The following is a 26,332-nucleotide window of genomic DNA, read 5'->3' on the forward strand; positions in this document are numbered from 1 at the left end:
CTTTTTTAATTTTAATGTAGAATGGTTGCTTAGATATCGTCATTGCGAGGAGAATTACATAGTAATTCGACGAAGCAATCTCAGGATATTTGACGAGATTGCCACGCAGTCTACGACTGCTCGCAATGACGGGTATACAATTCACATAAAAAACTTCAAACAAATAATAGTTCTAATGTCTTATTACGATACTATATTTAGCAAACATATAGACAAAATTAAGAGCGAAGGAAGATATCGAGAATTTAAAGCCTTAAAAAGACAAGCCGATAATTTTCCTTTTGCAGAACACGCTAATAAACAAATAGTTATGTGGTGCATTAATGACTATTTGGGTATGAGTAAACATGCAAAAGTAATGCAAGCTTCTATAGATGCCTTGCTAAAATACGGTGTTGGATCAGGCGGAACTCGCAATATCGGCGGTAATAATATTGCCATTCTTAAGCTTGAAAAAGAACTTGCAGATTTACACAAAAAGCAAGCAGCTTTAGTTTTTACATCCGGTTTTGTTGCAAATGATACAACGCTTGCAAGTCTTGCTAAAATCATGCCGGATATAGTATTTTTCTCCGATGAACTAAATCATGCTTCAATAATTGCAGGAATTACAAGTTCAAGAGCCGAGAAATATATATATATACATTTAGACGTTAAGCATCTAGAAGAGCTTTTACAATCAGTCGATATTAATAGACCGAAAATTATTGTTTTTGAATCGGCTTACTCTATGGACGGTTTTTTCTCACCTATCAAAGATATAATCAACTTAGCCAAAAAATATAATGCTTTAACCTTTATCGATGAAGTTCATACGGTCGGTTTATACGGTAAACAGGGTGGTGGTATTGCAGAGCTTCTTAATTGTAGCGATCAAATCGATATTATTCAAGGTACACTTGCCAAAGCATATGGCACTATCGGTGGTTATATCACTAGCAACCATAATTTAGTCGATGCTATAAGGCTAACCGCTCCAGGATTTATTTTCACTACTTCATTACCGCCGGTAATTTCTACCGCTGCAACGCATAGTATTAGACATCTTAAAGAATCGAATGAAGAACGAATAAAACATCAAGAAGTAGTTATAAAACTTAAAAATTCTTTTGAAAATTTTAATATACCTTATTTGAAAAATGAAAGTCATATAGTGCCGATAATTATTGGTGATCCGATTAAAGCGGCGAAAGCCTCAAATATGCTCCTTAATGAATACGGTATTTACGTTCAACATATCAATTTTCCAACCGTACCGAGAGGTACGGAACGCCTCCGAATCATCCCGACTCCAGCCCATACCGATAAAATGATCAATGATTTATCTATAGCCTTAGTGCATATATTTGCCGAACTTGATATAGAATTATCTTCTACTAAAGAACTTAACGAAGAAGTGCGTTTGAATCTTATTGCTTAACGCCATTGTGAGGAATTTGCAACTTTGTTGCATGGTTCGTTTTATGTCATTCCCGAGTAAGCGGGAATCCAGAAAACAACCTTAATACTAGTACAAAAATTACATATTAATTAATAAAATAAACCTAAAAAAACAAGTTTTTTTAGGTTTTACTGGATTCCTTGCTTCCGCAGGAATGACATAGTATACACGCAACAACGCTTTCAGTCTCTTAGCTCACGACGATATAGATAGTTACTAAGCAATACCGATGAGCTTACAAAAACTATTGCATATTTCGGCTCATTAGTTTATTTTGATTAGCAAACTATGTACAGAATTAATGGATTATTAAAATGGGAATTACCGTATTAAAAAACGAGGGATTGGATTTTCATGCAAGAATCTCTACTCCTTTAAGTGAGATAGATGACGATATTCAAAAAGAATTACTTGATTTAACCAAAAAAGTTAAAATAGCAGGTTTTAGAGCCGGTAAAGTACCGATTTCAATTGTTAAGAAAAAATACGGTACTTCCGTCAGGAATGATATAATAGAAAGAAGAATTAACCATTCGGTAAATCACGTTATTAAAGAACATAATCTAAATATAATCGGTAGACCCAAAATTGAAGAATTGCAAAACGAACCCGATAAAGCTTTAGAATTTACCGTAAAAATAGAGCTATTACCTAAAATTACTATTCCAGATTTAAAGAAAATCTCACTAGATTGTCCAAAATTAGAAGTAAACTCTAAAGATGTTGAAGAACAACTAGAAAAACTTGCCACATTAACAAAAAGCTATACCAAAGAAAGTAAAGCAAAAATAAAAGACGGAGATCAGGTTACTATTGATGCAATCGGGTACATCAAGGATGAAGCTTTTGAAGGCGGTAAATTAAATGATTTTAAGGTAGTAATAGGTAGTAATGCACTTATTCCAGGTTTTGAGAAACAATTAATAGGTTCTAAAACAGGTAGTGAAGTAGATGTTAATGTTACTTTTCCTGAAAATTACCATGCTAAAGATTTAGCAGGTAAAGATGCTCGTTTTGCAGTACAAATTAAAGCAGTACATACTGCAGAACCTACCGTTATTGATGAGGAGTTTGCTAAAAAATTCCAAAGTAATAGCCTTGAAGAATTGCGTACACATTTTGCTAAACAAATAGAAAACGAATCGGAAGAAGCTATTAATACTATAATGAAAATGAACTTATTTGATAAGTTAGAAAAATTGTTAGATTTTGACGTACCGGAATCTTTATTAGAGCAAGAAAAAAATATTCTAAAGTCCGAAACCGATAAAAATGACCAAGAAGAATCATTATTAAAAGATAAATCCCCTAAAGAAATAACAGATTATTATAATAAATTAGCCCTACGCCGTGTGCGAATAGGCTTATTACTTGCTGAATACGCAAAATCTAAAAATTTGCAATTAGAGCCTGATGATTTAAGAAAAGTTATTATGCAACAAGCACGTAATTTTCCTGGGCAGGAAAATATGATATTTGATTTTTATAAAAATAATCCTAGAGCAATTGAAGGGCTTAAAGGTCCTGCCTTAGAAGATAAAGCTGTACAATATATATTTAATAACGAAATAAAGCTTAAGGAAAAGAAATATACTAAGGAAGAGCTAGAGAAATATCTAGAGGCAGAAGAGCAACGTATTACTTTGATTTAAGGTTTATTAATTGTCATTGCGAGTGAACGTGGCATTGTTGAGTGGACACCTATGTCATTCCCGCGTATGCGGGAATCCAGTATAAAGCGAGATGAATCGAGCTTTTCTTTTAATTTCAAAAATTTGCTTTATCTATACTTTTTTCTGGATTCCCGCATACGCGGGAATGACATAAACGAGCCGTGCGGTCTTCGACCGCTCGCAATGACGATTTTTGAGCCATGCGGGCAACGCCAATCGGTAATATATTACTCCTGATTTTTTATAGTCTTTAAAGCTAGTTTAACTATTTTATTTACCCCTAGATTAGTATAGGTAGAGATAGGAAAAACTTCTTTATTAGTAACTTTTCGTAATTCATTTATTTTTTCCTGTACTTCCTCATCGGTAAGAACATCACATTTATTAAGACATATGATTTCGATTTTATTTTTTAGATAATCGGAATATGATTCAAGCTCAAGACGTACTGTATTATAATCTGCCACTACATCATTACTAGAGCCGTCTATTAAATGTATTAATACATTACATCTTTCTATATGCTTTAAGAATTTATCGCCAAGCCCGTGACCTTGATGAGCCCCCTCAATCAAGCCTGGAATATCGGCTATAACAAACTCTTCGTCATCAACATACACCACTCCAAGATTCGGCACTAAAGTAGTAAAGGGATAATCGGCAATTTTAGGCTTGGCTGCCGTTACAACCGATAAAAAAGTAGATTTACCGACATTTGGCAACCCCACAAGCCCAACATCAGAAAGGAGTTTTAAGCTTAAATGAATCCACATTTCTTCAGCAATTTCGCCTTCCGTACGCTTTCTTGGAGCTTGATTAACCGACGTTTTGAAATGACTGTTGCCAAGACCGCCGCTTCCTCCTTTAATTATTTCAAAGCTTTGGTCATCCTCAGTGAAGTCATGCAATAATATATTGCCGTCCTCGGAAAAGATTTGAGTACCGATGGGAACATCAAGAACTAACGATTTTCCTGATTTACCGCTTCTATTTGAACCTTTACCGTTTTCGCCGTTTTCTGCGGTAAAATGCTGTTTATATCGATAATTTACTAGCGTATTAAGATGGTGATTACTCCTGAAAATAACACTACCGCCACGTCCACCGTCACCACCGTCCGGTCCGCCTCTGTCAATAAATTTCTCACGATGGAAACTAACGCAACCATTGCCGCCGTTTCCACCTTTTATATATATTTTAACTTCATCAATAAAATTCATATGATTTATATTTTCAACGTCATTGCGAGGAGTGCGTGGACCGGTTTTCCGTCATTGCGAGGAAATTGCATAGCAATTGACGAAGCAATCCAGTAAAAAATTCTGATTTACAGAATTTTTTTAATTATTTTCTAGATTGCCACGTCGCCTATGGCTCCTCGCAATGACGATAATGTTTACCTCTCCCCGATACTCTTATACTCTCTATGTACATAACCGGTGTAAAGCTGTCTAGGTCTGCTGATTTTTTGTTCAGGGTCTTCGTGCATTTCTTTCCATTGTGCCATCCAGCCTACGGTTCTTGCTATTGCAAAAAGTACCGTGAACATTTGCGACGGTATACCCATAGCTTTATAGATAATACCTGAATAAAAATCAACATTTGGATATAATTTTCTCTCAATAAAATATTCATCTTTAAGAGCGATAGCTTCAAGTTCTATTGCTATTTGCAGGAGTGGGTTGTTTTCTAGCTGTCCGAGTTCCTTTAATACTTCTTTGCAGGTTTCTTTAAGTACCGCGGCACGCGGGTCATAGTTTTTATAGACGCGATGACCAAAGCCCATTAACCTAAACGGATCATTTTTATCCTTAGCTTTAGCTATATATTTAAGGATATTCTCAGAACTGCCGATTTCTTTAAGCATATTTATCACCGCTTCATTAGCTCCGCCGTGAGCAGGCCCCCAAAGTGAGGCAATCCCTGTACTTACGCAAGCAAAAGGGTTAGCCCCGGATGAGCCGGCAATTCGGACTGTTGAAGTAGAAGCGTTCTGCTCGTGGTCAGCATGCAGAATAAATATTTTATTAAGAGCATTTTTTATTATTGGATTTACTTTATATTTTGTACAAGGCGTTGCAAACATCATATGCAGAAAATTTTCAGTAAAATCTAACGAATTATCAGGATAAATAAACGGTTGCCCTATAGAATATTTATAAGACATTGCGGCGATAGTTGGTATCTTAGCAATCATTCTAATAGCGGTAAGTTCGTAGTCTACTTCTTTAAAATTCAGTAAATCAGGATAAAATGCCGAAAGAGAACCAACGGCCACAAGCATAATAGCCATAGGATGAGAAGAGCTACAAAAGGTTTGAAATAAATAGTGTAATCTTTCATTCACTAATGAATGATGAGCAACCTGTTTAGTGAAATTATTATACTGCTCGATGCTTGGTAATTCTCCATAGATTAGCAAATATGCCACTTCTAAAAAATCACTTTTCTCGGCTAAATCTTTAATGTCATATCCTCGATGTCGCAAGATTCCTTTATCACCGTCTATATAAGTGATAGTAGACTGACAAGAAGCAGTAGACATAAAACCCGGGTCATAAGTAAAACAATCGGCTTCCGAAGATACCCTACTTATATCGATTACATCCTCACCGATACTTGCTTTAAATATAGGTAATTTAAATATTTTTCCTCTGATTTTTAATTCGGCAAATTCTGAATCATTATTATTTTCATTGGTCATATGTGCTATACTTTATTTTTATACATTAAGTAAGTATAACCATACTTTAAAGAAATTAGAAATGAATTATTATTTATGAGGATTTAAAAATTTTCTTTGATATCTTGCTCAGCTTGCAAGGTTATAGTGAATTAGTTTAAAACGCACATGCTTCTACTTTTCAACTGCAAGCCTAAAGCGTTTAATAAAGATCCTATATTGCCGAAACTTGTATTACCTTTGCTAGATAACATTTTATATATATGTTGTCTATTTATATGAGCTTCTTTAGAGATCTTTGCTATACCTCCCCTTGCTATAATGGCTTCTTTTAAAGTAGCCAAAAATAGCTCTTTATTATGATCCACGAAATATTGCTCTAACGCTTCATTAATATACCCTGCTAATATTTTCTCATTTTGCAATTTTTCTTTTAAATAATCTGTAAACTTTTCCATATAACGTCCTTAATTTCGTTTATAAACTTTTTGCCAAAGAAAAACCTAAGCTCATATAGTCTTCCTTTTATCTGTTTGTAATCACCATAAATTCCATATTCTAACCGAACTAATCTATTAAGAATTCTACTATGCGTCCTAATATCTAATTTTTCTAACCAATCCTTAATATAAGATTTACCGTTTGCTGTTATAAAAAATTGTATTTGTTTAGTTTTTTGTATATTAAGTTTAACTAGAGATGATTATGTTGTCGTATAAATACGACTAATAATGGTATGGACCTACCCTATATACAGAATGAGAAGCAGAAGCTAATCTTCTAGGATAGGAAATGAATCCTAAACAACAATAAGGAGGTCCATATGGAAGTTACCACAATTGGTATAGATATTGCAAAAAGAATTTTTCAAATTCACGGTGTAGATAAAAATGGTAAGACAATATTAAAAAAAAAATTAATGAGAGAGCAGGTTATAACTTTTATGGCTAATTTACCAAGAAGATGTCTAGTAGGCATGGAAGCTTGCGGTGGTTCTAGCTATTGGGCAAGAGAATTAACAAAATTAGGTCATAATGTAAAACTAATGGCTCCACAATTTGTTAAGCCTTATGTTAAAACTAATAAAAATGATCAAGCTGATGCAGAAGCAATATGTGAGGCAGTAGCAAGACCTAATATGAGGTTTGTGCCTATCAAAACTGTAGAGCAACAAGATATTTTATTTATTCATAGGGTAAGACAGAGATTGGTAAAAAATCGTACAGCTCTTGTTAATGAGATCAGGGGATTATTACATGAATTTGGTTTTGTTATTCCGCAAGGAATCAATAAGATTATGACAAAATTAACCGAAATTTTAGATGAAGGGGATTTAAGTCAGCTAAGCTATCGAACGTTTAGTGAGTTAAAAGAAGAATTTCTAGAGAATGATAAAAAAATAAAAGAATTAAATTAATAGATTCTAATCCGGAATATGCGAAAGAATGATAATATTGATGGTAAATAAGACGAACCTTAGCTTACAAAAAAACTGAACTGGACAATGACTCTTTAGAAGTCGACAAAATGATAAGTAATATAGTTTGTAAGCCAGCGAATTCCATCAGGGCTATAGGGTAAATTTAAAGTGATTTATTAACTATAAGCCGGATACATGACTGCATTCGATTTTTTTGCTGTTATATATTATTTTTTTCTTGCATTATCGGGTAGGTCCATACATGTAAAGTAGAAAATTATTTTGAAAAGTACGTAAAGCTGTGAGTACTAGTTAACATATACTCAAATGATTTCAAGAATTGAATTTTATTTTGAAAGGTGAACACCCGCAACCTATACTTAATAGGCGAGGATGTGAATCCTTGATAAAATGAAAGAATAATTCTTGAAAGCAGAAGAGTATACAAGTTATGTAAGAAGTCTATTATTTACCAAATACTCCTTAATCTTTAGTAAATCATACCAAGAGGTGCGTTTTTGCATAGGTTGGCGTAATAAATAAGCGGGGTGGAAGATTGCAGTAGTTTGAATAGGAGCGGACAGATATTTATTGGTATAAAAATAATATTCTTGTCTAATTTTAGTAATACCCGAATTTTTTCCAAGTAAGCTAGTTGCAGCCGTGCTACCGACTAGAATAATTAGCTTGGGATTAATTAGAGCAATATGCTTCTCAACAAAAGGTCTACAAATATCGACTTCTTCGAGCGTCGGCTGTCTATTAGCGGGAGGACGCCAAAATACCGTATTAGTAATATAAGCGTTATTTTTCCGTGAAATTCCTATAGCGTGCAGCATATTATCAAGTAAATTGCCGCTTTCGCCGCAAAAAGGTATTCCTTTCAAATCCTCAGTACTTCCGGGAGCTTCGCCTATTAACATAATTTTAGCTTCCAAATTACCATCACCGAAAACCGTATTAGTAGCAAATTTCTTAAGTTCACAACCATTAAAATTTAGTAGAGATTCTTTTAATTCTTCGATATTATTAGCTTTATCGGCAAGAGATCTTGCTAGGGTTATATTATCGTGAACTTTATCATTCATATTGAATGCAGTTTCTTTTGTAGACATAAGTTTTACTTGTGGCTTTTCAGTTAGTTCAGTATTATTACATACCTTTAATTTCGGCGGGTGTTCGGAGCAGTAATATTCAACACCGATTGCACTTAACCATTTAAGCGTATTATTCATTATCTTAAAATAAAATATGTTAACATATAATGTACCAAACGAACTAAATAATATAAGACTCGATAAAGCTTTGTCACAACTTCTTGAAAATGTTTCTAGAAACCAAATCCAAAAAGCTATTAAAGATTCGCAAGTACTAGTTAATGATGTAATTATTTCTGATCCTGATGTTTTGGTCAAGGAGAATGATGTTATATTATTTTCTTTTAAAGAACCTGAAGAGCTAAAAATTGCAGCAGCAAATATAGCACTTGATATAATTTACGAAGATGATGATTTGATAGTAATTAACAAAGCTGCAGGTATGACGGTACACCCAGGGGCAGGACATTATGACGATACGCTTGTTAATGCATTACTTTATCATACGAAGAATCTATCGGATATAGGTTCAGCAGAAAGACCCGGGATAGTGCATCGTTTGGATAAGGATACTACGGGCTTAATGGTAGTTGCTAAAAATAATAAAGCACATATGTTGCTTGCAAATCAGATAGAGCAAAGGCAGGTAATACGGAAATATAAAGCGTTAGTTTGGGGAGTAATTAATCCGCTAGAAGGACTCATTAAGAATAATATCGGTCGCAGTAGAGTAGACCGCCAAAAAATGACCATATTAAAATATGGCAGTAAAGAAGCCGTGACACATTATAAAACTCTAGAATTGTTTCACAAAGGTACTATTAGCATGGTAGAATGCAAGCTTAGTACCGGTAGGACTCATCAAATTAGGGTACAGCTAAGCCATTTAAAGCATTCCGTAGTTGGTGATCAAACTTATGGTAATAACGACCGAAAAATTGCTCATTCTCCTCCTGAATTAAAAGCAAAATTAATTGATTTTAAACGCCAAGCCCTGCATTCTTGGTATTTAAGCTTTACTCATCCGACTAGTAATAAAATTATGGAATTTTCTTGTAAGTTGCCAAGGGATATACAAAAAATTATAGAAATATAAATTGATTCTACTTTATAAAAGTATTATACTAGTTTAATAAACTAGTGTGGATATTATTTATGAAAACTATTGGAATGTTCAAAACAAAAACTCACCTACCAGAACTAATTAAAGAGGTAGAAGCAGGAGAAGAATTATGCATAACAAATAGAGGAAGAAAGGTAGCAGTGATAATTCCTATAGATAAATATTATAAGAAAAAATACGCCAATATATTTCAAGAATTTGCAGAACTTAAAAAACGTGCACCTTTAGGCACTGTAGATGATATTTTAGAGATGAAAAATTTAGGTAGAAAATGAATTTAGTTGTAGATTGTTCTTTTATTATGTCATCGATTTTACCTGATGAATCAACTGAAAAAGATAGTAAAATTTATGATCAAATAATGGAAAATATATATATTTTGCATGTACCGTCTATATTTTATTTAGAATGCAATAATGTTTTTATAAACTCCTTAAAAAGAAAGAGAATTAATAAAAATGATTATGATGATTATATAAGATTATTAAATTCATTCCCTATCAATGTTGATAAATTCTGTTCTACACCGGAATCTTTGTATGCAATAGCAAGACTAGCTACCGAGCATAATTTAACTTCCTATGATGCTTGCTACCTTGAGCTAGCATTACGCTTAGAAGCTGATATTCTAACATTAGATAAAAGCTTAGCAAGTTGCTGCCAAGCTTTAGGGATTAAGTTAGTAATATAATATTTTAATTCACTATAGTAATGAGATTATGGAATTTGCTTGTGAGCTGCCAAGAGATATGGAAGAGATTATTAGTTTATAATTGACGAAATATTAATTTTTTAATATAATATTAAGAATTAATAAAATGAAAAAAGCTAATAATAAACTAGAAGAAGCATCATCTTCAATGAAAGACGGTGTTTTTAAACCTTAGAAAACAAAAAGCGAGCTTAGAAGAGGTTTTTACTTTTCTGCACGATTCAAGTACTGCTACGGACAAAATTACTTTCTTAGATATATCAAATTATAGCGATTGGTCAGAAGTAAAAGAGTTTATTTTAAAATTATAGATATTCATAGTATGTATATTGATGATGTAAGTGATAGGAAAGAAACTTTATTAAAAAAATTTTTAGAAGAATTTAAAAAAAATGATTTTTTTAATGAGCAAGAAGAACAATTAAATAAATTCATAAAAGCTGCGTGTAAAGAAGCAAAAACACCTGATAATATAGACATGCAATATATGCAAGCTCTGCGGATTTTCTCTGAATTTGATTTCAGTAAAATAGATGAAAAATATTCTAATTTACAACATCTTTTTACAAAGCTATATAAAGCACAAGAAGTAAAATCAGAAGTTTATCATTATGAAGTAGAAGATTATTTACACTTTTATATGGTAAAAGTTAATGGAGCAAATATAACTACTTGGCAAAATTTCTCAAAGAAACAGGGAGAGTTTATAAACCAGTCCGGAAAAAAAGAATATAGAAAAGCTTTTATGGGACTAGATGCTTTTGACTCTAGCATAGAATCTCATGATCGAGATTTAACTGATGTATATGTAGCTTTCACTTATAATAAAGTATGGGAGAAGAAAACTCCTATAAAATTTATCGAAATAGGATATGGTGCTTTTTCTAACTTTATTTTATATGGGAAAAATTGTGAAGTACTAAATAAACTAACCACTGACCAAATAAAAGGAGAGTTCGCTTGGTTTTGTACTAGTATGTATTTATTAAAAAATCAAAGCGAACAAGAACCTTTAATCACTTGTGATTTAGAAACATTAGCAAATCTTAGCTTTAAAAATAGTTATATAGAACAGGAATATTATTCAGAAATAATTGGTGATACGATAATATAAAACAATGCAGCCTTCCATAAAGCAAATTCTTAGTAAAGCAACAGATAAATTAAATAAAATAGGTATCAATCCGCCACAATTAGAAGTGCGAATTTTACTACAGCATGTTATAAATAAACCCATTGAGTATTTGCTCATTAATCTTGATGAACAGTTAAGTGAAGCTGAGATAGAAGCTTTTGAAAAACTGCTAGAGAGAAGATTAAAGCATGAACCGATAGCGTATATTACAGGCGTTAAAGAATTTTACTCACGTGAATTTATCGTTAATAAGCATGTATTAATTCCAAGAAACGATACTGAAGTTTTGGTTGATGTAGTTCTAGATTTACTCAAAGAACATATATATAAATCGTCATTGCGAGCGACTGAAAGGAGCGTGGCAATCTCAGGAAGCTTGCTTGAGATTGCTTCGTCGACGCCTATGGCGTCTTCTCGCAATGACGGAAATAATATTAAAATCCTAGAACTCGGTACAGGTAGCGGTTGCATTACTATCAGCCTATTATGTGAACTACCAAACGCTAGGGTAGTAGCTACTGATATCAGTCTTGATGCAATAGAAGTTGCAAGGAACAATGCTCTAAAACATCACGTGATGGATCGAATTCAGATTATTCAAAGTAATTGGTTTGAGAATATTGAGGATCAGAAGTTTGATTTTATCGTTAGCAACCCACCATATATATCTCATAGTGAAAAATCAGAGATGGCAATTGAAACAATCAATTATGAACCGTCTATTGCTTTATTTGCTGAAGAAGAAGGGCTGCAAGCTTATATTCTTATCGCCAAAAATGCCAAACAATTCTTAAAACCAAACGGTAAGCTAGCATTAGAGATAGGCTTTCAACAAGAAGAAGCGGTAACTCAAATTTTCCTAAATCATGGTTATAATATTGAAAGCGTTTATAAAGACCTACAAGGTCATAGTAGGGTAATATTATTTTCTCCTATTAACTTAACTCGGTCATACGCAAGACGTATCGGAAAAAGCTTATCAGGGCTACAACAAAATTTGTTAGATAACGAACTACCGAAATATTTATTTTCCAAAGAAAAACTTATTGATGAAAAACGTAAAATCTTTTTAGAAATAGGTTTTGGTATGGGCGAGCATTTCATTAACCAAGCCAAAATGAATCCTGATGCACTTTTTATCGGGGTAGAGGTATATTTAAACGGCGTTGCAAATGTTTTAAAACTTGCAGGCGAGCAGAATATAGTCAAATCAGTTGGATTTAATTACAAGGAGCAAGAAGGAGCGAAGCCTATAACTAATAGGAGAGCGACGAGTGACGATGTAAGTGAATTCAAATCACTTGACTATATCACGAATTTTTTATTATTCCCTAACAATTTAGATTTAATATTAAATGAGATACCAAGTAATAGTTTAGATGGAATTTATATTTTATTTCTTGATCCATGGATAAAAAATAAGCAAAAAAAGAAACGTATTTTCAATAAAGAACGGCTTAAGATTTTACAGGATAAGCTAAAAGATAACGGTAATTTAGTATTTGCTTCCGATATCGAAAATTATTTTTATGAAGCAATAGAGTTAATAGAGCAGAACGGTAATTTTAAAATTATGAATAAAGATGAATACTTAAAACCGCATGATAATTATGTAATTACTAAATATCATCAAAAAGCTACTCAAGCGAATAGAATACCGAGATTTATAATTTTGCAGCACGTTTCAGGCGATCATTAATTGCAACCCCTATATTCACTTGAGGTATAGGAGCAACTGCTATACCGCTTACATCATGAGATGCAACATAATCGTCAAGTATTCTTAAATATGCATAAAGATTTGCAGCAGCTTCTATAAGGTCACCTTTTATACTTAAATTTAATGAAAATTTTCCCGTAAGATTGTTCTCACCAAAATTTAATCCGATTTCTTTATCCTCTAAATTTATAGAATTTAGCCTAACCGGTACTTTTGGTGAATAGTGTTTTGCAAGCATGCCTGGAGCTTTTATATTACTTGTCTCTGATGCTTTTAAAACTTTTACCCCAAGTAATTCTTCTAAAATTTCAGCAGTTATAAACCCTTCTCTAAGGATAGTAGGAGTAGCGGTTGTAGTATCGATTATCGTTGACTCTAAACCATATTCAGATTGATAGATTTCAGGAGCTAAAATAAAAATTTCCTGATTATCCTTAAAATGTTTTGTGACATGCTCAGCGTTAGTCGGACTAATATAGTTTGAAGGGTTAGCACTTGGGGCGGCTATAGGTACGCCTGATTGTCTGATAAGCTCTAATGCTACAGGGTAAGACGGCATCCGAATCGCTATTGTATTAAGCCCTGCCGTTACACTAGGAGCAATAGACCTCTTCGGAAACTCTACTTCTAGGGGTAATTTGTACGTCGATCCGGTACTCGCATCTGCACGATTGTCTATATACGTTGCGGTGCTGCGTTTCGTGTCTCCTTCAAATTCCTCCCTAAATCCCCGTTTCCGAAGAGGTCTAACATTTGCATTCTCTTTTAAAGGGACAACTATAGATAACGGTCCCGGCCAAAATTTTTCTGCTATTTTTGTAGCTAAATCATTAAACTTTCCTATTTCCTTTGCTTGCTCTATGGAGGATACATGCACAATAAGCGGATTGATAGCAGGGCGATTTTTAAACTGAAAAATCTTTAAACAAGCTTCATTATTAGTAGCATCCGCTCCAATTCCATAAACTGTTTCGGTTGGAAAAACAACTACCTTGCCGGATTTTATAAATTGAACTGCTTTACTGAACATTAATTTAGTTATTTTGGTTTTGTTATATATCTGCTTCTGTATGTTATTTCAGCTTTGTTGCATGGCTCGATTTTTCCGTCATTGCGAGAAGAAACTACAAGTTTCGACGAAGCAATCTCAGGATATCTGACGAGATTGCCCCGTCGCTTCGCTCCTCGCAATGACGACTTAGATATCCAAGCAGCAATATCGCTTTTAGCTAGGAATGATATAGGAAAGTTTCAGTCATAAGCGGTTAAACTTAGCTATTTTATCAAATAAATCGCAAATATCTTGTAATAACAATAAACGATTCTCTGCAATTTTTGGATCAGGATCATTAACGAGTACATTATCAAAAAAGCTAGTAATAGGAACTAATAGCGATGATAATAAATTTAAAGCTTTCTTATAATCTTTATCAGCTATACTATCTATAATTTGCGGCGAAATTTTTTGGATTACTTCAAATAATTCTTTTTCAGGTTGTGTACTAAAGAGACTTGTATCAACTAAGCCGGTAATTTTCTGATTACCAATTATATTGCTAGCTCGTTTGTAAGCATTTAATAATTGCTTGCCTGCGTCTTCTATTAAAAATTCTTTTAACGCTTCAAGCTTAAATTTTGTATCTACAAAATTTAAGTCAAGAACAGCATTAATTAATAAAATATCATATTCATTTTTAAAGTAAAATTTTGCTCTTTCTTCAAAGAAAGATGTTATTAAATCTTTATCTGCTGAATTTCCATATAACTTTAAGGAAAAAATAATTAAATCATTTAAATTTAGTTCTAATTTATTTTCAAGTATTATTCTTATTATACCAAGAGCTTGACGTCTTAAGGCATAGGGGTCACCTGAACCTGTTGGAGCTTCGCCTGCTATCATCAAACCTACTAGACTATCTAGCTTATCGGCTAAAGCAAGCAATGCCGCATTTCCGCTTGGTACATTGTCGCTCAAACCTTGCGGTTTATAATGGTCTCTAATTGCAGCGGCTATTTCTTCATTTAGCCCTTCATGTTTTGCATAATAATAGCCCATAATCCCCTGTAAATCAGGAAACTCCCCAACCATTTCAGAAACGAGATCGCTTTTACAAAGTTTTGCTGCCGTGATTAAATCTTTATTATTTGGAGCTATATGCTTGCAAATTTTAATTATACGATCAATTTTTTCTCTTAAATTACCAAGTTTTGCATGAAACGTTACAGCTTCTAATTTACCTAATCTTGATTCTAAAGTTTTAGCTATATCCTGCTTATAAAAATATAAAGCATCTGAAAGCCTTGCCGATAACACCTTTTCGTTACCTTTAATAACGAGTTCGGCATTTGCAAATCTACCATTACTGACAAAGAGAAAATATTGTGCAAAATTTCCTATTTTATCAAATAAACAAAAATATTTTTGATGCGTACGCATCGAGGAAATTAGCACTTCCTTAGGTAATTCTAAGAATTTTTGCGGTATTTTTCCAAGTAATACAACAGGAAATTCACTAAGCCCCGCTACTTCTTCAATTAAACGTGCATCTTCTTTTATATTTAGATTTTGAGAATTTGCTAGCTCTAATAAGCCGGTCTTAATTATTTCTTCTCTCTTTGTTCTTTCTAAAACAACGTTATTTTCTAAAAGCTTATTTCTATAATCTTCAAAACCTGTTACTTCTAATTTTTTATTATCAGTAAGACGATGCCCGTACGTAATATTATTAGCGGTTAAATGCCCAAATTGCAGTGGTAGTACTTCGCCATCAAATATACATAAAATATTTCGCAGAGGTCTAATCCATTTTATTTTGTAATCACCCCAAAACATCGATTTTGCCCAGCTATATTTATTAATAGCCTCTATAATAATCTCCGGCAAAATCTCTTTTATTTCTCTTTCTTCTGTTTTTTTGATAAAGAAATAATATAGCTGATTATTAATTAATTTAGTAGAAAGCTCTAATTTACTAACATTATGAGCTTTACAAAAGCCGTTAATAGCGACTTCCGGAGCTTCTATGCTTGGTCCTTTAATTTCTTCCTCTTTTGGCAAAGTTACCTTTGGCAAATGGGTAGCATGCAGTGTTATCCTGCGAGGTCCTGCAAATAGTTGTACTTTTCCAAATATTTCGTTTTCTTCAAAAATTTTCGTGAATATGTTTAAATAACCCTCTTCAGCATTTTTTTGCATAAATGCAGGTATTTCTTCACTAAATAGCTCTAATAATAATTCACTCACCGCTTAACTCCAACCATTTCATACAACAAATTCTAGCTAAATGACACACTCTTAAAACATAAGAAGCACGCTCGGTTACACTAATTACACCTAACGCATTTAATTGATTAAAGTAATGACTTGCTTTAAGGCATTCATCATAAGCCGGCATAGGTAAGTTTGCTTTCACCAGCCTCTCGCATTGTTCTTCACTATCTTTAAAATGCCTCAGTAACATCTCGCTATCGACAAGCTCTAAATTATATTTCGAGAATTGCCGCTCAGCCTCGAAATCCACTTCACCGTATTTTAAAGCTTTTTCTCCTATTTGCCCATTCCAATCAAGCTCTTTTATTTCATCAATACCTTGAATATATAAAGCAAGTCTCTCTAAGCCATAAGTAATTTCACCGGCAACGGGACGGCATTCAATACCGCCGATTTGCTGCATATAAGTAAATTGTGACACTTCCATACCGTCACACCATACTTCCCAGCCAAGCCCGACAGCACCTAAGGTTGGTGACTCCCAGTCATCTTCAACAAAACGAATATCATGCTTTTTTAAATCTACGCCTAAACATTCTAGACTTTTAAGATATAGCTCTTGAATATTATCCGGTGACGGTTTTAAGATAACTTGAAACTGATAATAATGTTGCATTCTGTTAGGATGCATGCCATACCTGCTATCCCCTGGTCTTCTTGATGGCTGAACATATGCAACAGACCAAGGTTTGGGACCAAGGCAGCGAAGCACAGTTGCAGGGTGAAACGTACCTGCTCCAACATGTGCACCGTAAGGCTGCAAGATTGCACAGCCGTAATCCTGCCAGTAATTTTGCAAGGCTAGTATAATTTGCTGAAATGATAGTTTTTTCATAAAAAATAGATTATTACAGATCAATAAAAGGATTAAATATCTTTATATTAAACATATCATAATGCTTAGTATTTCTAGTAACTAGTATCATATTGCTTTGTTTTGCCTGTGCAGCTATTTATTAAAGCATCGATTGCATTCGTACTATCAATACTCATTAATTCACCCCACTCTTCACATATTTCTTTGTCAATATTAAGAATTCTTTCATTATAATCGATTATTATTCTTTCTAACCATTTTTCTAATTTCAAACTTGCTATTTTATCTTTCTTTGCTAATTTTGATATTCCCTTTCTTATTTCGCCGATAGTAATACAACTTAAGTGTAACTGGCTAGAATGAACAATTGAAAACCATGCTGCTACTTGAGAATTGGATTTTTTCTTTTGAATTTCAGATACAACATTAGTATCTAATAAATATTTCATAATTCAAAATCTCTAGCATATCCCTTTGCTCTCTGAATATCCAAATTATCCGTCTTAGGTATGCTCAATAAATATTCTTTAAAATCAGGTTTTTGTTTAGTAAGTTGCTTATAGTCTTTTATACTAATAATTACAACTGCCTCTTCTCCCCTTTTTGTAATGCATTGAGGTGTACCTTGCATTGCTGTATCAATAATATTACTTAACTTATTTTTTGCTTCGTGTAACTGCCATTTATTCATATAAAATCCTCATATAGCTATATTGTCTAGATTATTATAATATAAAGATTCAAAAAAATAAAATATTTTTTTATTAATTTGAGATCTTAATAATACTCCTTGCCGATTTCGATTTTAGGGCGATTGTTTGCTACTCGCCAATCGTTAGTATCACGGAAAGAATAAACACAGCCGCAAAATTCTTGTTTATAAAAATTCTCTTCTTTGGCGATTTCATACATCCTACTAGCACCACCGTCTTTACGCCAATTATAAGTCCAATATATTATCCCCTCATAATGAGATGCGGCTCTAATCCCTGATTCATTAATTTGGTTCATATCTTTCCATCTAGAAATACCAAGCGAACTAGTTATATAACCTTAAAACCGTTTTCATAAGCATATAAAGCCGTACGCTCGAAACGCATATCAAAACACATTGTGCAGCGTTTACCTCTCTCAGGCTCAAACTCCATCCCTTTAGCACGCCTAAACCAATTTTGCGGATCATAATCTGCGTCGATAAATTCTATATTATGCTTCTCGGCAAACTTAATATTTTCATTCTTACGAAGCTCATATTCTTTTTTAGGATGAATATTAGGATTATAGAAAAAAAGCGTAAACTTAATACCGGTATCAATCATTTTTTCCATTAAAGGACCAACGCACGGAGCACAACAACAATGGAGTAAAACCTTACTTTCACCATCCGGTACTTCAAAAATTTCACTCATGATTAGCTGACCAAATTCTTTTTATATGTCTCTTTATAGAATTTTAGGATTATAGAAGATAACAAAGCAAGTGCAATTAAATAATATGCAATAGCATAATTGTCTCCGGTAACTTTCGTTAATATCATTGCTAACATTGGAGCAGTACCGCCAAATATAGCAGCTGCAAGGTTGTATGAAAGTGCAACGCCGGTAAATCTTACACTAGTCGGGAATATCTCTACTAAAACCGTTGGGATAGGTCCCATATAAATAGCGATAATTCCGGCAAATATTACTTGAGATATTATAGCTAAAGTAAAGTTCATTGATCCTAAGGCTACAAAAATAGGATAGACTGATAAAATTAACAAGATAATCCCCCATATTAGTACAGGACGCCGCCCCACCTTATCCGAAACATACGCAGATATAGGAAATACTATCATCATTACAATTAATATTATACTACTAACAATTGTGCTTTGCGTACTTGTATAACCAAGCGTTTGCATAAAATTACCGATAAAAACCGTAGAAGTATAAAAAGGAGCAGTTACGGTAATATAAAGACCAAGTGCGATAATGAGTTCTTTTGGATATTTAGTTAATGTTTCACGCAAAGGAAAACGTGTTAACCTGCCACTCTCTTTAGCTTTTTTATAAATAGGGCTTTCTGCTAAATTTTTTCTGATATATAGACCTATAGAGCCAATAAATAATCCTGCGATAAAAGGTATTCTCCAACCCCATTCAAATAGCATATCGGCAGGCATAAAATAAGAAAAACCGGCAGCGGTTAGTAGCCCAAGCAGCATACCGCCGCACATACTAACAAACGAGGCACTTCCTGCAAGCCCTCTTTTCTCAAGCGAAGCATGCTCGACTATATAAGAAATACAGCCGCTAAACTCACCTCCTAGAGAAAAACCTTGGATAAGCCTGATAATAGTCAAAATGATGGGGGCAGCAATTCCAATAGTGTTATAACCAGGGAGCAGCCCTATTCCGGCAGTCGGCACTGTCATAGTTATAATACCAATAACTAAAGCAGTACGTCTGCCGAATCTATCTCCGATATTACCGAAAATAATACCTCCGAGTGGACGTACTATAAAACCCGCAGCAAATACAGCAAAAGTTAAGGTATCACGCATTTCAGAATCAGGAAAAAAATGCTGCCCTATAATATAAGCAAATTGTGCATATAACGCATAATCAAACCACTCAGCAGCATTACCGATCATTCCCGGTATTATTACTTTTCTCATTAAGTTATTTTATTGATTTTAAAAAAAGATAATAAAAGGAATATTGTATATTCTCAAGTAAAAATTAGCTTTATAGCTCGTTTATGTCATTCCTAGCTAGAAACAGGGCGTTGTTGCATGGTTCGAGAAATCTACTCGATGTCATTCCCGCGTAGGCGGGAATCCAGCATAAAGCGAGATAACCTAAGCTTTTAATTTTTAAAATTTATATACTTCTTTCTAGATTCCCGCCTACGCGGGAATGACATAAATGAGCCGTGCGGGCAACGCTTATACAATTACGATACCCTATCTATGTTTTTCATTAACCACTTTCTTAGTTAATTTAGCATTTATTTGAGAAGGAGAAACTTTAATATTTTGTTGGATGTTTTTTGTTTTTTCTTGAGAGAGAAGACTTTCTTTATCATTTTGTAATGTTTTCATAAACTTATCTATATTGCTTTGTTCTAGTTTTATTGCATTATCATTATTTAAAATTAATCCTCCAATTTTTTCACCAAGTTCAGGTGCATATCTAACTGCAAAAATCGATGTCGGTACAACTATGATAGAAAAAGCCGCTCCCGAAGTCGCAACACTAATTGCTCCGACTAATAAAGCACAAACAGCACCGGCGATTTTTCCGGTTGCCTGTTTGAATATATTACTTTTTTGTGTAAATGCTAAAGACATCTCTAATATTTTATTAAATTCTTTCTTTATATAGATGGTTGCTTCATCAATATTATTATATTTCTTCATTGCATACATTACAGAAGCCTTAAACAATTTTTTGTGAGACTCCGCATAATTTATTATTTTGTCAAAATTCTTCTCTTTTAAAAGAGTTTTAAATATATTTTTAATTTTTTCTTTTTCGGTACTATTTATTTTTTCATCTCCAAAATAAACTTCTACAAGATTTTCTGCTATTATATCTTGTGATTGCTCCAAAATATTATTCTTATTTTGCTCATTTTCGTCTTCAGAAGTAATCATTATTGCAAATAACTCTAATGCTACGGAAAAATTATCATCGTTAATAACCCGCATACCTAAATAATTTTTGAGTCTAGAAATACATTTATTAATATATTTTTCAGCTTCCGGTTTAGAATTAAGCCTTAGCGTATAATCTATAGCAAGCATATTTGCAATAGTAGAGCAAGTAGATTTCGTAAGATTATTGACAAAATTATTAACAATATCTTTTTTAAATAAATTAGTATTTACGTTATTAAGTACTATTGCATTATTCATTTTGGTAATTTATTTTGAGGCTAATTCTCTGATATATAATATCAATTTAGCATAAATAAGATTAGGAGCATGATTCACTGAAAGTTTATATATATTCTTAGGCGTTAACACTTCTTCATTACGCACTCGTACAAAAGATATAATAGTATTAGGAGGCATATAAGAATAAATTTCAGAGAATATTTTTAGAAAAGTCAAAAAATCTGCACATGCATATTTTATATTTATGCTATAATTATTTACATGAATCGATTCACCTTTTCCTCCTTCAATCGCCTGAACATTATTTTTAAAAAATACTGAATTTATAGATACGTCTATAGGTTCTACTAAATCATATTTATTGCTTAAGCTTTTTATTTTAGGAATTAGTTCTTGATAATTTAAGCAACTCACATTACTTGGAACGCTTAAATCTACATATTTTTTGTAAGATTCTAATATTTCTTCTTTAGAGTTAATGACAGAATAAAGCTTTAAAACTTCCTCTGTTAGATTTTCTTGTGAAACTTGTTTATCAAGAATAGATTTACTGTATTCTTGCTGGAAAATTTTTATTATCCAAATAGTTAAGGAAATAAAGAAGAAATATATAATAAATTGAAAGAATATAAGATTCTTTAAATACATAATATATTTTTCAAACATTATCTTTACCTTGGGTTATTAATGCTGTTGCATGACTTATGTCATTCCCGCATGGCATTGCCTGCGTGGTTCGGTTTCCCGTCATTGCGAGAAGAGTTACGTAGTAATTCGACGAAGCAATCCAGTAAAAAATTCTGATTTACAGAATTTTTTTATTATTTTTTCTGGATTGCCGCGTCGCTTCGCTCCTCGCAATGACGATTTGATATCCACGCAACAATGCCTTCCCGCTTCCACGGGAATGACATAGAATACTACGTTTTAACTATATTAACCGATAAAGGAATTACTACCTTACCGAATATATCAAGTATTTTATCCTTATATATAACATAATCTATCTGCAAATTAGATAATTTATTTTTTACGTTTTGCATATGATCATCTAGCATCTTTAGAGATTCATCTACTGATAGATTATTAGTATGATATTTAAGTATTAATTTGATTATTAATTGTCTCTTAGAAACTAACAGAATATTATCTATATTTGTTAATTCCCATTTAATTTCTTCTAATTTAAAAGCCGGATTTAAAGTAATTATAAGTCTGTTAAGTAAATCAAACGGTAGCGGTACCGGTGCTTCTAGTAATTTTTCTATTACATATAAATCAGCTAGGCTAGTAGTATTTTTAATATAAGGATATTTATATTTAATACTATCATATTCTTGATTTGTTGCATAATATTTTTCATTAATAGAGTTTATGTCTTTGTAATTCTGTTTTGTATTATATTTGATAATACCGACCACTAATATTAATATTATAAGTAATGCACTATATAATTTAAATGTCAGATCCTTTATAGTAACTAGTTTTTTTATTGATTTTAAATTATTATTATAAGCGGGAAAACTCTTATATTCTAGAAACAGCCTACTAATATTCGTATCTATAAATCTTTCTTTTTCTAGAGTTTGCTTATTTAGTATATTATCAACCGGTATAAAGATTACAGGGCGATCTTCAAAATTTGTTGATTCTAATAAAGATTTTAACTCTTCATCTACTATAAGAATTATACAGGCTCTTTGATCAAGATTACTTATATAGTTTTTAAATAATATCAAACAATCATTAATTTCTTGTTCTATAATACCTTGAACATAGCCGGTTGTTTTATCGAATGGATACTCAAGATTTCTAATTGTTATTATATTATTTTTATGTTTGATAATAAATTTTATACCGCTAGCTTGTGAGGCATATACACAAATTTGGAAATAATCATTATATTTATCATTTTCTATATTCTGTACTATTTTATTTATAATAACTTTTAGCTCTAGCGTTAAAAAGTAAATTCCTTTTAAATCAAGCGATCTTTTATCTATAATGCATGAAATTATATCACTTAAAGGTGTTTCAAATGGACACGACATAATTAAAGTCGACCAAATTTCACTTAGTGTAGTAGTAATTTCGTAAACACAATGTGCTATAATGTCTTCTTTATTAAAATAACCTTCGATAAATTGTTCAATAGGATCAAGTTTAACTATTGACTGTAATATAGGTATTTGATCGTGCCGTGTCTTACATTCACTACCGTCAAGTAAAAAATAAATATCGCTTTTTGGAAATTTACTAAAAAAGTTTTTATAAGGGTTTAAGTCTATCTGTTCCTGAGTAGGGATAAATAATTTATCTAATAATTTATTATCGAGAAAAATACTAAGAAATACACCTTTATTACCTAGTAACACCACGATCTTTTTTCTTTTGAAAGAAAATATTTTTAATTTTGTTACAAAATTAACAAAATGTAATTTGATCGAATCAAAAATATTTTTCATAAATAAATTTATTTTAATAATAATTCAGTGTATTTTACTATACTGGACGTCATTTCTGCGTGGATACCCGAGCCGTCATTGCGAGCGACTCTGATAAGGAGCGTGGCAATCTCAGGACTTTGGCAGGAAATTGCTTCGTCAATTACTACGTAATTTTCCTCGCAATGACGAAAAATGATCCACTCCGAAATGACATAACATTAAATAATATATCTTACCATGACTAAATTTACCACTGAAGAAGTTAGAAGTAAATTTATAACTTACTTTAAAGCAAATAATCATACACATGTACCGGCTTGCTCGTTAATTCCACACAATGACCCTAGCTTAATGTTTGTTAATTCCGGAATGGTACAATTTAAAAATGTTTTTACCGGACAAGAAAAAAGACCTTATAACAAAGCGGTAACTAGTCAAAAATCTCTTAGAGCCGGCGGTAAACATAACGACCTTGAGAATGTGGGTTATACGGCAAGACATCATACATTTTTTGAAATGCTAGGTAATTTTTCATTCGGTGACTATTTTAAAGAACAAGCCATATATTACGCTTGGAATTTATTGACTAAAGAATTTGAACTCCCAAAAGACAAGCTTTATGCGACAATTTATCATACTGATGACGAAGCAGCTTCTTATTGGAAAAAAATAGCAGGTTTTGGGGATGATCGCATAATAAGGATTAAAACAAACGATAATTTTTGGTCTATGGGCGATACTGGTCCTTGCGGTCCTTGCTCTGAAATTTTTTATGACCACGGAGAACAAATATACGGCGGGCTACCTGGCACTAAGGATGAAGACGGTGACAGATTTATCGAGATTTGGAACATGGTATTTATGCAATATGAACAAATCGATAAAGATACTAGAATAGAGTTACCGCAAAAATCTATCGATACCGGTATGGGTCTTGAGCGTATGACGGCAATACTACAGCATGTTAACAACAATTATGACATAGATTTATTTCAGGAAATAATTAATTTTACCGAAAATATAGTAAAAGTGAAAATAGAGGGAGAAGCTAAATTTTCTTACCGAGTTATTGCCGACCACTTACGAGCAAGTAGCTTTTTAATAGCTGACGGCGTTATTCCTTCAAATGAGGGGCGTGGTTACGTACTTCGCCGTATTATGAGGCGAGCCATGAGGCATGCTCATATGCTTGGGTCAAAAGAGCCGTTAATGTATAAATTACTGCTAAAACTTGTTGATTTAATGGGGAATGTTTATCCTGAACTTAAAAGAGCCGAAAGCTTTATCAGCAGCATCTTAGAACAAGAAGAAATTAGGTTTAAAACTACTTTAGAACGTGGATTAAAGCTACTTACCGAAGAAACGGAAACGCTAACGAAAGGTAATGAATTATCAGGAGAAATAGCGTTTAAACTATATGATACTTACGGATTTCCGCTTGATTTAACCGAAGATATTCTAAAAAACCGTGATATTTCCGTTGATCACAAAGGGTTTGAAGAGCAAATGCTTATGCAAAAGGAACGTGCTAGAAAATCTTGGCTTGGCACCGGTGAATCAAAAACCGATCAGTTGTGGTTTGATATCAAAGAGCAGCATGGTAGTACGGAGTTTTTAGGATATACACTTAATGAAGCAGAATGTAAAATAATTGCATTAATTAAAGATAATAATTTAGTTAATGATATAAAAGAGATAGATACGCAATTTCTGCTAATCAGCAACCAAACACCTTTTTACGGTGAGTCCGGCGGTCAGATGGGTGACATTGGAACGATATTTGCAAAAGATTCTGAAGTAGAAGTAATAGATACTTTAAAATATTTAGGCTCTATTATAGTCCACAAATGTATTTTAAAAAAGGGGCAGATTAACGTAGGCGAGAATGCTAATTTTAGTATAGACATCAAATATAGACAAAATTTAAGGATTCACCACTCGGCCACGCATATATTACATGCAGTACTACATGAGGTACTTGGTAAACATGTTACACAAAAAGGTTCTTTAGTCGCTCCGACTTATTTACGTTTTGATATTAGCCATTCTAAAGCTGTGACTAATGAAGAAATCACTTTAATCGAAGATAAGGTAAATGAGATTATTAGAGATAATCATGAAGTAAATACTACATTAATGACAACTGAAGATGCAGTCAAACAAGGAGCTATGGCACTGTTTGGCGAGAAATACGACGCTGAAGTAAGAGTAGTTAAGATGGGTGAGACTTCTTTAGAATTATGCGGCGGTACGCATGTCAGACGTACCGGTGACATCGGTTGCTTTAGAATCACAAGCGAAAGTGCTATAGCAGCGGGTGTTCGTAGAATTGAAGCAGTTTGCGGTGAATTCGTAATTAAATTAATGAGAGAAAAGGATAGTTTACTTAAATCAATAGAAAGCAGTTTAAAGACTAACAAAAACGAACTTGTTACTAAGGTTAATAATACCCTAGAGCGTAATAAGGAACTTGAGAAAGAGTTAGAAAAAACTCATTTAGCTCGTTTAGATTTAAGTATAGAGCAAATTGAAAAGCAAGCTAAGGATATAAAAGGAGTTAAGTTAATTTATCGATATATAGAGAATTTAGACAATAAAGTATTGCGTCAGGCTGCAGAAAATTTAACGAAAAAAGTAGAAGATTTAATAGTAGTATATATTACGGGTAATAACGATAAATTATCTATTACGGTTGCAGTTAGTAAGCAATTAATTGATAAATTTAATGCAGGTATAATTGTAAAAGAACTGTCGTTATTTTTAGGCGGTAGCGGTGGAGGTGGGCAGCCTTCGATTGCCCAAGCCGGTGGAAATGATTTAGGTAAGCTAACTAACATCCATGAAAAATTATACAGTTTATTAACAGTATCATAGTGTGCTAGTTTAGGTCATCATTGCGAGCAGGTATTG

General features: G+C 32.9%; 21 protein-coding genes and 7 pseudogenes. 12 read left to right on the top strand and 16 right to left on the bottom strand.

Features of this window, described 5'->3' with window-relative positions:
• Window positions 1-175 precede the first annotated feature (175 nt).
• A complete protein-coding gene (gene hemA, locus BN1174_RS03535; protein WP_040256547.1) occupies window positions 176-1,420 on the top strand; it encodes a 5-aminolevulinate synthase in 1,245 nt (414 codons plus the stop codon).
• A 335-nt stretch (window positions 1,421-1,755) separates the two neighbouring features.
• Entirely contained in the window at window positions 1,756-3,093 is a 1,338-nt protein-coding gene (gene tig / locus BN1174_RS03540) for a trigger factor (protein ID WP_040256548.1), read from the top strand.
• Between the two features lie 248 nt (window positions 3,094-3,341).
• Here tig and obgE read toward each other — a convergent pair whose 3' ends face one another.
• The 4 genes and pseudogenes from obgE to BN1174_RS03555 form a co-directional block, all read right to left on the bottom strand.
• Complete coding sequence (gene obgE / locus BN1174_RS03545) at window positions 3,342-4,334, bottom strand: GTPase ObgE (protein WP_040256550.1); 993 nt, start codon at window positions 4,332-4,334, stop codon at window positions 3,342-3,344.
• A gap of 26 nt (window positions 4,335-4,360) precedes the next feature.
• Window positions 4,361-4,476: pseudogene (locus tag BN1174_RS13030) on the bottom strand (lytic transglycosylase domain-containing protein); the annotation flags it as partial.
• Between the two features lie 34 nt (window positions 4,477-4,510).
• On the bottom strand, window positions 4,511-5,818 hold the full coding sequence (locus tag BN1174_RS03550; protein ID WP_040256552.1) for a citrate synthase: 1,308 nt from the start codon (window positions 5,816-5,818) through the stop codon (window positions 4,511-4,513).
• Between the two features lie 131 nt (window positions 5,819-5,949).
• Entirely contained in the window at window positions 5,950-6,255 is a 306-nt protein-coding gene (locus BN1174_RS03555; RefSeq protein WP_040256554.1) for a helix-turn-helix domain-containing transcriptional regulator, read from the bottom strand.
• A gap of 365 nt (window positions 6,256-6,620) precedes the next feature.
• Between BN1174_RS03555 and BN1174_RS03560 the strand changes: the two are divergent.
• Window positions 6,621-7,208: pseudogene (locus BN1174_RS03560) on the top strand (IS110 family RNA-guided transposase); the annotation flags it as partial.
• A 458-nt stretch (window positions 7,209-7,666) separates the two neighbouring features.
• Here the strand turns inward: BN1174_RS03560 and BN1174_RS03565 are convergent.
• Window positions 7,667-8,452: a uracil-DNA glycosylase family protein gene (locus tag BN1174_RS03565; protein WP_040256556.1), complete on the bottom strand. Its 786-nt coding sequence runs from the start codon at window positions 8,450-8,452 to the stop codon at window positions 7,667-7,669.
• A 16-nt stretch (window positions 8,453-8,468) separates the two neighbouring features.
• Between BN1174_RS03565 and BN1174_RS03570 the strand changes: the two genes are divergently transcribed.
• From BN1174_RS03570 to trmB, 5 genes are all read left to right on the top strand, one after another.
• Window positions 8,469-9,410, top strand: coding sequence for an RluA family pseudouridine synthase (locus BN1174_RS03570; RefSeq protein ID WP_040256558.1), 942 nt, complete (start codon window positions 8,469-8,471; stop codon window positions 9,408-9,410).
• A 59-nt stretch (window positions 9,411-9,469) separates the two neighbouring features.
• Complete coding sequence (locus BN1174_RS03575) at window positions 9,470-9,712, top strand: type II toxin-antitoxin system Phd/YefM family antitoxin (RefSeq protein WP_040256560.1); 243 nt, start codon at window positions 9,470-9,472, stop codon at window positions 9,710-9,712.
• The gene (locus BN1174_RS03580) at window positions 9,709-10,128 is read left to right on the top strand and encodes a type II toxin-antitoxin system VapC family toxin (protein WP_040256562.1); all 420 of its coding nucleotides are present in this window, start codon (window positions 9,709-9,711) and stop codon (window positions 10,126-10,128) included. Before BN1174_RS03575 ends, BN1174_RS03580 begins: the two co-directional genes overlap by 4 nt.
• Before the next feature lie 343 nt (window positions 10,129-10,471).
• Window positions 10,472-11,263: a hypothetical protein gene (locus tag BN1174_RS11655; protein ID WP_231555781.1), complete on the top strand. Its 792-nt coding sequence runs from the start codon at window positions 10,472-10,474 to the stop codon at window positions 11,261-11,263.
• A 4-nt stretch (window positions 11,264-11,267) separates the two neighbouring features.
• Window positions 11,268-12,983 (top strand): bifunctional peptide chain release factor N(5)-glutamine methyltransferase PrmC/tRNA (guanosine(46)-N7)-methyltransferase TrmB, encoded by a 1,716-nt coding sequence (trmB, locus tag BN1174_RS03595; protein WP_040256564.1) that lies wholly within the window; start codon window positions 11,268-11,270, stop codon window positions 12,981-12,983.
• On the opposite strand, the pseudogene BN1174_RS13035 reads toward trmB, so the two are convergent.
• A pseudogene (locus BN1174_RS13035) lies at window positions 12,949-13,608 on the bottom strand (L-threonylcarbamoyladenylate synthase); the annotation flags it as partial. The gene trmB and the pseudogene BN1174_RS13035 sit on opposite strands and share 35 nt — an antisense overlap.
• A gap of 147 nt (window positions 13,609-13,755) precedes the next feature.
• Window positions 13,756-14,034 (bottom strand): annotated as a pseudogene (locus BN1174_RS12655) (L-threonylcarbamoyladenylate synthase); the annotation flags it as partial.
• A gap of 81 nt (window positions 14,035-14,115) precedes the next feature.
• Between BN1174_RS12655 and BN1174_RS09870 the strand changes: the two are divergent.
• The gene (locus BN1174_RS09870; RefSeq protein ID WP_197062035.1) at window positions 14,116-14,265 is read left to right on the top strand and encodes a hypothetical protein; all 150 of its coding nucleotides are present in this window, start codon (window positions 14,116-14,118) and stop codon (window positions 14,263-14,265) included.
• Here BN1174_RS09870 and glyS read toward each other — a convergent pair.
• The 8 genes and pseudogenes from glyS to BN1174_RS03640 form a co-directional block, all read right to left on the bottom strand.
• On the bottom strand, window positions 14,260-16,248 hold the full coding sequence (gene glyS, locus BN1174_RS03605) for a glycine--tRNA ligase subunit beta (RefSeq protein ID WP_040256568.1): 1,989 nt from the start codon (window positions 16,246-16,248) through the stop codon (window positions 14,260-14,262). The genes BN1174_RS09870 and glyS overlap by 6 nt on opposite strands.
• Entirely contained in the window at window positions 16,241-17,110 is an 870-nt protein-coding gene (locus tag BN1174_RS03610; RefSeq protein ID WP_040256570.1) for a glycine--tRNA ligase subunit alpha, read from the bottom strand. Before BN1174_RS03610 ends, glyS begins: the two co-directional genes overlap by 8 nt.
• Window positions 17,111-17,123: 13 nt before the next feature.
• Window positions 17,124-17,541 (bottom strand): annotated as a pseudogene (locus BN1174_RS03615) (PIN domain-containing protein).
• Entirely contained in the window at window positions 17,538-17,783 is a 246-nt protein-coding gene (locus BN1174_RS03620; RefSeq protein WP_040256572.1) for a type II toxin-antitoxin system Phd/YefM family antitoxin, read from the bottom strand. Before BN1174_RS03620 ends, BN1174_RS03615 begins: the two are co-directional and overlap by 4 nt.
• Window positions 17,784-17,869: 86 nt before the next feature.
• Window positions 17,870-18,501: pseudogene (locus BN1174_RS03625) on the bottom strand (epoxyqueuosine reductase QueH).
• A 2-nt stretch (window positions 18,502-18,503) separates the two neighbouring features.
• Window positions 18,504-19,751, bottom strand: coding sequence for a metabolite/H+ symporter (locus tag BN1174_RS03630; RefSeq protein ID WP_040256574.1), 1,248 nt, complete (start codon window positions 19,749-19,751; stop codon window positions 18,504-18,506).
• 288 nt (window positions 19,752-20,039) lie between these two features.
• The gene (locus BN1174_RS03635) at window positions 20,040-20,993 is read right to left on the bottom strand and encodes an RP853 family protein (RefSeq protein WP_040256576.1); all 954 of its coding nucleotides are present in this window, start codon (window positions 20,991-20,993) and stop codon (window positions 20,040-20,042) included.
• 9 nt (window positions 20,994-21,002) lie between these two features.
• A complete protein-coding gene (locus BN1174_RS03640) occupies window positions 21,003-21,641 on the bottom strand; it encodes a hypothetical protein (protein WP_040256578.1) in 639 nt (212 codons plus the stop codon).
• Between the two features lie 31 nt (window positions 21,642-21,672).
• Here BN1174_RS03640 and BN1174_RS10750 point away from each other — a divergent pair, with 31 nt between their 5' ends.
• Entirely contained in the window at window positions 21,673-21,891 is a 219-nt protein-coding gene (locus BN1174_RS10750) for a hypothetical protein (protein WP_231555782.1), read from the top strand.
• A 4-nt stretch (window positions 21,892-21,895) separates the two neighbouring features.
• On the opposite strand, the gene BN1174_RS03645 is transcribed toward BN1174_RS10750, so the two are convergent.
• The gene (locus BN1174_RS03645; RefSeq protein WP_040256580.1) at window positions 21,896-23,461 is read right to left on the bottom strand and encodes a hypothetical protein; all 1,566 of its coding nucleotides are present in this window, start codon (window positions 23,459-23,461) and stop codon (window positions 21,896-21,898) included.
• A gap of 76 nt (window positions 23,462-23,537) precedes the next feature.
• Between BN1174_RS03645 and BN1174_RS13045 the strand changes: the two are divergent.
• Both BN1174_RS13045 and alaS read left to right on the top strand, forming a co-directional pair.
• Window positions 23,538-23,615: pseudogene (locus BN1174_RS13045) on the top strand (octaprenyl-diphosphate synthase); the annotation flags it as partial.
• Window positions 23,616-23,659: 44 nt separating this feature from the next.
• A complete protein-coding gene (gene alaS / locus BN1174_RS03650) occupies window positions 23,660-26,296 on the top strand; it encodes an alanine--tRNA ligase (protein WP_040256582.1) in 2,637 nt (878 codons plus the stop codon).
• Window positions 26,297-26,332 lie beyond the last annotated feature (36 nt).

The sequence above is a fragment of the Rickettsia hoogstraalii genome (genome assembly GCF_000825685.1).
GTDB classification, from domain to species: domain Bacteria; phylum Pseudomonadota; class Alphaproteobacteria; order Rickettsiales; family Rickettsiaceae; genus Rickettsia; species Rickettsia hoogstraalii.